The sequence below is a fragment of the Streptomyces sp. NPDC060205 genome, assembly GCF_042728395.1.
GTDB lineage: Bacteria > Actinomycetota > Actinomycetes > Streptomycetales > Streptomycetaceae > Streptomyces.
Genome location: NZ_JBHWZP010000338.1, coordinates 1 through 9,760 on the forward strand (window position 1 = coordinate 1; position 9,760 = coordinate 9,760).

The window sequence follows — 9,760 nt, forward strand, 5'->3', positions numbered from 1 at the left end:
CCCGCGCCCCTGAAGACAAAAGCTGGGGCGCAGCCCCGCTTTTGAGGGGCGCGGGGAACTGCGCGTACGGCCCCCACCGGCCCGCGGACGGCCCTCGACCTGGGGGGCGGCCTTTTACGCCGTGCCCCCCGCCTTGGACGCGTCCGCGAGTTTCTTCGTGACATCCACCGTGTCGGCCGACGGCGGCGCCTCCACGTCCGCCTCCACGCCGAAGTCCGTGAACTTGAGCGTCGTCGTGCTGGTCACCGTCTGGTCCTTCTGCGCCCCACCCGCCTGCGGCTTCAGCGTCAGCTTGATCGTCTCCTGGCGCAGCCGGCCCTCGTCGTCGACCCACATCTCCAGCGGCAGCGTCGAGGAGCCGAGCTGCTCACGCAGTTGCTCCGCCTTCGCCCGGTCGCCCTTGGCGAGGTCCTTCACGGCGACCTTGACGCGGTAGTGCGTGGTGCGGGTCCCGTCGACCGTCTCCGTGCCGACCTTGGTGACATCGCCGTCGTTCACCCCCTCGGTGTACGCGAAGGACTCCGCCGGGTCGTTGACCTGCCCGCCCGCGCCGTTCAGCTTGGCGGGGTCGATCTTCATCCAGGTCTTGCCCTTGGGCAGCTGGAGCTGGGCGCGCTGCTCGGCCGGGGCCTTCTGGTAGACGACGCCGTCGAGGACGCGCTGCTCGACCTGCTGTCCCTGGGACGTCATCGTCATGGTGCTGTCGCCCTCTTCGAGGTCCATGACGCCGGTGCCGCGGACGGTCACGGTCTTGCCGGCCGCGGCCGCCTCGGAGACGAGGCTCATCTTCGCCGAGTCCGCCGCGGTCGTCTTCTGGTGGGCCGCCCGTACCACCTGGGACTCGGACGCGCCCTTGGTCGAGGACGCCCCCTTCGCCCCGTCCTTCTTCCCGTCCGCGTCGTCGTCACCGCTGGAGCAGGCGGACACTCCGGCGGTGAGTACCAGCACGGTCGCGATTCCTAGGACGTGCTTTCCTGCCATGGGAACGTTCCCCCTCAACTCGGGTCAAAGTCGGGCTACTTGCCTCGAACCGAGTTCCCCGTCCTTTACGTGCCACTCCCCCTTGCACACATCCGGTGTCAGGGGCGGCGCACCTCGTAGAGGAAGCAGCCGTATTCGACGGCCCTGACGTGCACGAGGGCCACCTCGTCGTCGGCGAAGGCCTCCGTGAGAGCCACGTCCAGGGCCGCGTCGGGCGCGTCCTGACCGGCCGGCTCCGGGATCTCAAGGAGCCGGCCGCCGAGGATGTGGCCCTGGGCGGAGTAGCGGCGCAGGGTGCGCAGGACGCCCGGCCGGGCGAAGGGATACCCGGATCCGGCGAGGTCCGGCCCCGGGCACTCCTCGGCGTGGACGAAGACGGGCCCCTGTTCGTCGTACGCACCGGGCCGCGCGCCGGTCTCCGCGGCCCAGCGGCGCAGGGGCGCGTACGAGACGAGGGCGATGCGCTCCCCCGTCTCGCCGCGCCGCAGGCAGCAGCGGAGCGGGGCCCCGCCCTCCGGATCGGTGAAGGGGACGCACGGGAGGCCCGCGTCGTCCGTCGCGCGGAGTTCCTTCAACGCCTGGGGTTCGATGGGACGTGCGTGATGGCTGGTCATGGCTCCAGGGTGGCCCCGCTCCCCCCGCGCACACCGGCGGGAAACGGACATCGCACTCCCGCAGCCGCCGTGGAAGGATGACGCAACTGACCCATCACGAGGAGATGACCGCGTGCCTGGCACAAACCTGACCCGCGAAGAGGCACAGCAGCGGGCGAAGCTGCTCACCGTTGACTCGTACGAGATCGATCTGGATCTCTCCGGCGCGGTGGAGGGCGGCACCTACCGGTCCGTGACCACGGTGCGCTTCGACGCGGCCGAGACCGGCGTCGGGTCCTTCATCGATCTGGTGGCCCCGGCCGTCCATGAGGTCGTCCTCAACGGTGACTCCCTCGATCCCGCCGAGGTCTTCCAGGACTCGCGGATCGCGCTGGCGGGCATCCTGGAGGGCCGCAACGTCCTGCGGGTCGTGGCCGACTGCGCGTACACGAACACCGGTGAGGGGCTGCACCGGTTCGTCGACCCGGTCGACCAGCAGGCCTACCTCTACACCCAGTTCGAGGTGCCGGACGCCCGCCGTGTCTTCGCGAGCTTCGAGCAGCCGGACCTGAAGGCCACCTTCCAGTTCACCGTGAAGGCGCCCTCCGGCTGGACCGTCATCTCCAACTCGCCGACGCCGGAACCGAAGGACGACGTCTGGGAGTTCGAGCCGACGCCGCGGATCTCGACGTACATCACGGCGCTGATCCTCGGTCCGTACCACTCGGTGCACAGCGTGTACGAGAAGGACGGGCAGAGTGTGCCGCTGGGCATCTACTGCCGGCCCTCGCTCGCCCAGTTCCTCGACTCGGACGCGATCTTCGAGGTCACGCGGCAGGGCTTCGAGTGGTTCCAGGAGAAGTTCGACTACGCGTACCCGTTCAAGAAGTACGACCAGCTGTTCGTGCCGGAGTTCAACGCGGGCGCGATGGAGAACGCGGGCGCGGTGACCATCCGCGACCAGTACGTGTTCCGGTCGAAGGTGACGGACGCCGCGTACGAGGTGCGGGCCGAGACCATCCTGCACGAGCTGGCCCACATGTGGTTCGGCGACCTCGTGACGATGGAGTGGTGGAACGACCTGTGGCTGAACGAGTCGTTCGCCACCTACACCTCGATCGCCTGCCAGGCGTACGCGCCGAACTCCCGCTGGCCGCACTCCTGGACCACGTTCGCCAACTCCATGAAGACGTGGGCGTACCGGCAGGACCAGCTGCCCTCCACGCACCCGATCATGGCGCAGATCAACGACCTCGACGACGTGCTCGTCAACTTCGACGGCATCACGTACGCCAAGGGCGCCAGCGTCCTGAAGCAGCTCGTGGCGTACGTCGGCGAGGACGAGTTCTTCCGCGGCGTGCAGGCCTACTTCAAGGCGCACGCGTACGGGAACACCCAGCTGTCCGACCTGCTCGGCGCGCTGGAGGAGACCAGCGGGCGCGATCTGGGCACGTGGTCGCAGAAATGGCTGCAGACGGCCGGCATCAATATCCTGCGCCCGGAGATCGAGACGGACACGAACGGTGTCATCACCTCCTTCGCGATCCGCCAGGAGGCCCCGGCGCTGCCCGCGGGCGCGAAGGGCGAGCCGACGCTGCGCCCGCACCGCATCGCGGTCGGCCTGTACGACCTGGACGACGCCGAGGGCGGCAGCGGCAAGCTGGTGCGCGGCGAGCGCATCGAGCTGGACGTGGACGGCGAACTGACCGACGTGCCCCAGCTGGTGGGCAAGCCCCGCTCCGCCGTGATCCTCCTCAACGACGACGACCTGTCGTACGCGAAGGTCCGGCTCGACGAGCAGTCCCTCGCGTTCGTCACCGAGCACCTCGGCGACTTCGAGGCGTCCCTGCCCCGCGCCCTGTGCTGGGCCTCGGCCTGGGACATGACCCGCGACGCCGAACTGGCGACCCGCGACTACCTCTCGCTGGTGCTCTCCGGCATCGGCAAGGAGTCGGACATCGGCGTCGTCCAGTCGCTGCACCGCCAGGTGCTGACGGCGGTCGAGCTGTACGCCGACCCGAACGCCCGCGAGGCGCTGCTGACCCGCTGGACGGACGCCACGCTGGCCCATCTGCGGTCCTCCGCGAGCGGCAGCGACCACCAGCTGGCCTGGGCGCGCGCGTTCGCGTCGACGGCCCGTACGCCGGAACAGCTGGACCTCCTGGAGGGCCTGCTGGACGGCCGGGAGAGCATCGAGGGCCTGGCCGTCGACACCGAGCTGCGCTGGTCGTTCGTGCAGCGGCTCGCGTCGGTGGGCCGCTTCGACGAGGCCGAGATCACCAGCGAGTACGAGCGCGACAGGACGGCCGCCGGTGAGCGGCACGCGGCGACCGCCCGCGCCGCCCGTCCGACCGAGGAGGCCAAGGCGGAGGCCTGGGCATCGGTCGTCGAGTCCGACAAGCTGCCGAACGCCGTGCAGGAGGCCGTGATCGGCGGCTTCGTGCAGTTCGGCCAGCGCGAACTGCTCGCCCCGTACACGGACAAGTACTTCGAGGCGGTCAAGGGCGTCTGGGACTCGCGTTCGCACGAGATGGCCCAGCAGATCGCGGTCGGCCTCTACCCGTCCGTCCAGATCTCCGCCGACACCCTGGCGAAGACGGACGCGTGGCTGGCCTCGGCCGAACCGAGCGCGGCCCTGCGCCGCCTGATCTCGGAGTCCCGCTCGGGCGTCGAACGCGCCCTGAAGGCCCAGGCGGCGGACACGGCGGCCTCGGCCGGCGAGTAGCAGCACGAAGGCGGCGCTTCCCAGGCTTGAGGCCCGGGAAGCGCCGCTTTCCGTACGAAGTGAGGAGCCACGGCAGCACGACCCAGCCGACGGGGGAAGACAACCAGCCCGGCTGCCGTGACTCGTTCAGGGACCCACCCAAGGGGCGCGGAGAACGGCGCAGTCCTTTAGGGGCGCGGGGAACGGCGCAATCTTTTAGGGGCGCGGGGAACTGCGCGACCAGCCACGACGCACCCGCACCCGACGACGCACCCCGAGCGAAGCTACTGCCGACTCTTCGCCCGATACAGATGCATCGTCAGCGGCGCGAAGATCAACGTAATGACCCCGCTGGCCAGCAACACCCACCCGATATCAGCCCCGCTGGCATCCCCGTGGACAAGCCCACGAACAGCCGTAGCCGCGTTACTGACCGGATTCGCGTTGACGATCGCCTCCATCCACCCCGGCATCGTCTCCGGCTCCACGAAGATGTTGCTCGTGAAGACCAGCGGGAACATCACCAGCATGCTGGACCCCGACACCGTCTCGGGCGCCTTGGCGACCACACCCAGCGCGGCGAAGATCCAGCTGACGCTCACCGCGAAGAGGAGCAGGAGCAGCATCGCGGCCAGCACGCCGCCCACTCCCCCGTCGGGCCGGAAGCCCAGCGCGAGCCCGACCCCCATCGTGGTGGTCAGCGCCAGCACGTAGCGGACGATGTCGCCGAGGAGGCTGCCCACGATCGTGGCGGGCTGCCAGAACGGCAGGGTCCGGAAGCGGTCGTAGATGCCCCGCGTGATGTCCATGTTGAGCGCGGTGCCGGTGTAGACGGTCGGCATGATGACGGTCTGCACGAGGACGCCCGGCAGGAAGTACTGGAGGTACTCCTTGGTCGAGCCGGCGAACGCGCCGCCGAAGAGGTAGGTGAAGGTCAGCAGGAAGACGATGGGCATCAGCGTGACGTCGAAGAGCACGGCCACGCCGTAGTGCTTCATCTTCCGCATCGTGCGCCAGGCCGAGACCTGTACGGCGGTCAGCGGGTTGGGGCGGGAGGGGCGGATCTGACTGGTGAGGGCCTTGCGCAGGGCGTCGTTCGGCACGCCCGGGGTGGCCGTCGTCTCGGATGTGAGGGTCATGCCGCTTCCTCCTGGTCGGTGGTGCCGTCTTCCGCGGGGCGCCCGGTGAGGGCGAGGAAGGCCTCGTCGAGGCTGGGCCGGCCGAACGCGAAGTCCGAGACGGCGATCTCGGAGCGGGCGAGTTCGGCGAGGGCTCCCGCGACCCGCTCGTTGTCGTCGGTCCGTACCGAGAGCGCGAAGGGGTCGGACTCCTGGAAGACCGGTGAGGCGAGGGCCCGGGTGAGCAGCTGGGCGGCCGCGGGGCGGGTCTCGGCGTTGACGAGCCGTACGTGCAGGGCTCCGGTGCCCACGGACGACTTGAGCTCGCCGGTGGTGCCCTCGGCGATGACCCGGCCGTGGTCGATGACGGCGATCCGGTCGGCGAGCTGGTCGGCCTCGTCGAGGTACTGCGTGGTCAGCAGGATCGTGGTGCCGAGCGCCACCATGGCCCGCACGCTGTCCCACACCTGGTTACGGCTGCGCGGGTCGAGTCCGGTGGTGGGCTCGTCGAGGAAGAGCAGGTCGGGGGTGATGACAAGGCTGGCGGCGATGTCGAGGCGGCGCCGCATGCCTCCGGAGAAGGTCTTGGACTGGCGTCCGGCGGCTTTGGTGAGGTCGAAGGCCGCGAGCAGTTCCTCGGCCCGGGCGGCGGCCTGGGACTTGGAGAAGCCCAGGAGGCGGGCGAGCAGGGTGAGGTTCTCGGTGGCGGTGAGGTCCTCGTCGATCGAGGCGAACTGGCCGGTGAGGCTGACCCGGCTGCGGACCGCCGCGGCCTCCTTGACCACGTCGTGCCCGAGGACCCGGGCGGTGCCTCCGTCGGGCGTGAGCAGGGTGGACAGCATCCGGATGGTCGTCGTCTTGCCCGCGCCGTTGGGGCCCAGCACGCCGTAGACGACACCCTGCGGGATGGCCAGGTCGACACCGTCGACGGCCCGGGTCTCACCGAAGGTCTTGACGAGTCCCGACGTCTCGATGGCAAGTGTGGATTGCGAACTCAATCTGTGACTCCTTGGTCCTGATGCGCCACGAGAGGCTGTGCGCCATGGCAGGAAACGAACGACACGCAGAGCAGTAATCAAATTTGATTACTGCTCCAAGCTAGAGCACGGGCAACCCACTATGCAAGTTTGATTAGTAGGTCGTGCGAAAACGGCCGGCCGTCAACGACCCGTCGTCCCGGGGCCGATGAGGGCACGCCACGATCCCGGAGTCCCGAAGGACGGCCCGTGCTCACCCGCCATCTCGTACTCGCCGGACCTGACCCGTGCCAGCAGGTCCTGGGTCCATTCGACGCCGAGGTCGGCGTAGCGCGTACGCATGGTCCACAGCTCGCCCAGATGCGCGGGCAGGCCCTCGGCGTGCACCGGGGCGGACTCCTTGCGCAGCACGGCCCGTTGCGCCTCCAGGACGGCCAGGCGGGTGGAGAGGGCCGCCACGGCGCGCTCGCGGGACAGCGCGGGCATCAGGGCGAGGCCGGCGCTGAGCATGTCGGCGCGGTGCTCGGGCCGCTCCAGGGCGTCGACCAGCAGCCGGAAGAACTCCGCGTCCCCCTCGGCGGTCACGCTGTAGTCCACCCGCCCCGGCCAGTGCGCGATCTCGCTGGCCTCCAGCAGGCCGATCTTCGCGAGCTGCCGCAGCGCGTGGTAGATCGAGCCGGGTTTGACGTTGGCCCAGTCGTCGATCCCCCAGGACAGCAACTCGGCCCGCACCCGGTAACCGTGCGTCCTGCCGAACCCGCGTACCACCCCGAGGACCAGCAACCGCGTCGCCGACATCGTCACCCCGTTCCGTCTGGTGCGGCGTTTTCCTGTCCGCCGCGCGCCTGGGCGCCAGCTTAGTTAGCCGTCCCGGGCGCGACGGAGGACGACCGGGACGCGCGTCCCGGGGGCCCGCACGTCCCGGGGGCACGGAACACGTCCGCGCCCCCGGGTCCGCGCCCGCCGGGCCTACAGACCCACGGCCGACGGGCCGACGGCTGAACGTCCGTGCCGGTCAGGCGCTCGTTTCCAGTTCCACCTTCGGGACGTCCGGCAGCTTGCCCAGTTTGACCAGGAGCGGGCGCATGTTGATGACGTCCCAGTGCTCGACGACCTTGGCGTCCTCGAAGCGCAGTTCCTCCACCAGGTGCCAGCTGACGCGCTCGCCGGTCGGCGGCACGCCCATGAACTCGTGCGAGTGGGTCGCGGTCACGGTGATGCGCAGGATGACCCGGTCCTCCTCGGCCATGATGCTCTTCACTTCGAGCTGGAGATCGGGGAACGCCTGCAGCCCGCCCTCCATGAGTTTGATCATGTCGGCGGAACTCACCTCGGTGTCCTCGGAGTAGTGCACGATGTCCGGCGACCAGTGCTTGATGATCCCGCTCAGGTCCCACCGGTTCCAGGCGGCGACCATTTCCAGACACAGGGCCTTGCGCTCGGCCATTGACATGGCGATTCCTCACAGTCTCGCGGACGATGTCACGCCAGACTGCCCCCGACCCGCCTGAGAACGGCTGCAGGACCGCTCAAGTCCCGCTGGAGCGGGGCCGGATGCCGCCCGACGCCCACCGGGATCCGCCGAAGTCCATCGGGGCTCACGGGGTCCTCTAGCCCGGCGCGACAGCCTGGGCCCCTGGAACCGCCTCCCCTGCACAGGACAGCGCGCCGGTCCGGCGCGCCGGGGAGCACCGTTTCGTACGCCGAGGAGGGGCCTTGAACATCCTGTTGACCGGTGCCACGGGCAAGGTGGGACGCCATGTCGCCCGGAGCCTGGCGGACTCCGGGCACCACGTGCGGGCGCTCACCCGCACACCCGCGACCGCCGCGCTGCCGGCCGGCGTCGAGGTCGTCGAGGGCGACCTGGAGCAGCCGCGGAGCCTGCCCGCCCCACTGGAGGGCATCGACCGGATGTACCTCTTCCCGGTGCCGGAGACCGCCCACGAGGTCGCGGCGCTCGCCCGCGAGGCGGGGGTCCGGCACATCGTCGTCCTGTCGTCCAGCTCGGTGCTCGAAGACGAGAGCAACCCCAGCCACCAGCACCACCGCGCGGTGGAACGGGCCGTCGAGGACAGCGGGGCGGACTGGACCTTCGTACGCCCCGACGAGTTCGCGGGCAACACCCTCTGGAAGTGGGGCGACTCGATCCGTACGGAGGGCGTCGTGCGCGCCCCCTACGGCAAGGCCGCCCGCGCGGTCGTCCACGAGGCGGACATCGCGGCGGTCGTGGCGAGCGCGCTGCTGGAGGACGGCCACGCGGGCGCCCAGCACCTGGTGACAGGGCCTCAGGCGCTGACGCAGGTCGAGCAGGTGGCGGCGATCGCGGAGGCGACCGGCCGGGACATCCGCTTCGAGGAGCTGAGCCGGGAGGCCGGACGGGCGGCGATGAGCGCCGTCATGCCGCCGCCGGTCGTCGAGATGCTGCTCGACTACCTGGCCGAGTCGGCCGTCACCCCCGGCCCGGTGACCGATGCGGTGCGCCGGGTCACCGGCCGGCCGGCCCGCACCTTCGCGAGCTGGGCGGCGGAGCACGCCGGCGGATTCGGCGGCGAGGCCTCCGTCACCGCTGCCGGCGGTACCGGCCGTTCCAGCAGTTCCAGCTGAGGAGGGGAGTTCGTCATGTACGGACCCGGGATGGCCGAGATCTACGAGCTGTTGCACGAGTCGCGCGGCAAGGACTACCGGGTGGAGGCAGCCACCGTCGCGGGGCTCGTACGGGCCCGCAACCCCGCGGCGGCCTCGCTCCTGGACGTCGCCTGCGGCACCGGCGCGCATCTGCGGCACTTCGCCCAGCTCTTCGACAAGGTCGAGGGGCTCGAACTGTCCGACGCGATGCTGTCGATGGCCCGCACCGCGGTACCCGCCGCCGTCCTGCACGGCGGTGACATGCGCGACCTGTCCCTGGGGCGCTCCTACGACGCGATCACCTGCATGTTCGGCTCGATCGCCTACCTGAAGGACACGGCCGAACTCACCGCGACCCTGCGGTCGTTCGCCGCGCACCTGACGCCGGGCGGGGTCGTGGCGGTGGACCCGTGGTGGTTCCTGGAGACGGCCCTGGACCGCCATGTGAGCGGGGACACCGTGACCGTGGGCGCCGGGACGCTGACCCGTGTCTCCCACACGGAGCGCCGGGGGCACACCTCGCACATGGTGGTGCACTACGTGGTGGCCGAGCCCGACAGCGGTGTGCAGCACTTCGCGGAGAGCCACTCGCTGACGCTGTTCACCCGGGCCGAGTACGAGGAGGCGTTCACCCGGGCCGGGCTGAAGGCCGCCTACGTGGAGGGGATCCAGTCGGGCCGCGGCCTGTTCCTCGCGGACCGCGCCTGACCGCGGGCAGGACCACGGGAGGGGGGCGGTGACCGCGATCCGCGGCCACCGCCC

9 protein-coding genes are annotated in these 9,760 nt (G+C 70.3%); 3 read left to right on the forward strand and 6 right to left on the reverse strand.

Features of this window, described 5'->3' with window-relative positions:
• Positions 1-114: 114 nt before the first annotated feature.
• Both ACFWGJ_RS36790 and ACFWGJ_RS36795 read right to left on the reverse strand, forming a co-directional pair.
• A complete protein-coding gene (locus tag ACFWGJ_RS36790; RefSeq protein ID WP_387333295.1) occupies positions 115-981 on the reverse strand; it encodes a hypothetical protein in 867 nt (288 codons plus the stop codon).
• A gap of 98 nt (positions 982-1,079) precedes the next feature.
• Positions 1,080-1,595, reverse strand: coding sequence for a DUF1203 domain-containing protein (locus ACFWGJ_RS36795; RefSeq protein WP_387333297.1), 516 nt, complete (start codon positions 1,593-1,595; stop codon positions 1,080-1,082).
• A gap of 112 nt (positions 1,596-1,707) precedes the next feature.
• Between ACFWGJ_RS36795 and pepN the strand changes: the two genes are divergently transcribed.
• On the forward strand, positions 1,708-4,299 hold the full coding sequence (pepN, locus tag ACFWGJ_RS36800; protein ID WP_387333299.1) for an aminopeptidase N: 2,592 nt from the start codon (positions 1,708-1,710) through the stop codon (positions 4,297-4,299).
• A gap of 263 nt (positions 4,300-4,562) precedes the next feature.
• On the opposite strand, the gene ACFWGJ_RS36805 is transcribed toward pepN, so the two are convergent.
• The 4 genes from ACFWGJ_RS36805 to ACFWGJ_RS36820 form a co-directional block, all read right to left on the reverse strand.
• Complete coding sequence (locus tag ACFWGJ_RS36805) at positions 4,563-5,417, reverse strand: ABC transporter permease (RefSeq protein ID WP_387333301.1); 855 nt, start codon at positions 5,415-5,417, stop codon at positions 4,563-4,565.
• A complete protein-coding gene (locus tag ACFWGJ_RS36810; RefSeq protein WP_387333303.1) occupies positions 5,414-6,394 on the reverse strand; it encodes an ATP-binding cassette domain-containing protein in 981 nt (326 codons plus the stop codon). Before ACFWGJ_RS36810 ends, ACFWGJ_RS36805 begins: the two co-directional genes overlap by 4 nt.
• Positions 6,395-6,556: 162 nt before the next feature.
• Positions 6,557-7,171, reverse strand: coding sequence for a PadR family transcriptional regulator (locus tag ACFWGJ_RS36815; protein ID WP_387333305.1), 615 nt, complete (start codon positions 7,169-7,171; stop codon positions 6,557-6,559).
• Between the two features lie 217 nt (positions 7,172-7,388).
• On the reverse strand, positions 7,389-7,826 hold the full coding sequence (locus ACFWGJ_RS36820) for an ester cyclase (RefSeq protein WP_387333307.1): 438 nt from the start codon (positions 7,824-7,826) through the stop codon (positions 7,389-7,391).
• 263 nt (positions 7,827-8,089) lie between these two features.
• Between ACFWGJ_RS36820 and ACFWGJ_RS36825 the strand changes: the two genes are divergently transcribed.
• Both ACFWGJ_RS36825 and ACFWGJ_RS36830 read left to right on the forward strand, forming a co-directional pair.
• Complete coding sequence (locus tag ACFWGJ_RS36825) at positions 8,090-8,977, forward strand: NAD(P)H-binding protein (RefSeq protein WP_387333309.1); 888 nt, start codon at positions 8,090-8,092, stop codon at positions 8,975-8,977.
• A 15-nt stretch (positions 8,978-8,992) separates the two neighbouring features.
• Entirely contained in the window at positions 8,993-9,706 is a 714-nt protein-coding gene (locus ACFWGJ_RS36830; protein ID WP_387333311.1) for a class I SAM-dependent DNA methyltransferase, read from the forward strand.
• Positions 9,707-9,760 lie beyond the last annotated feature (54 nt).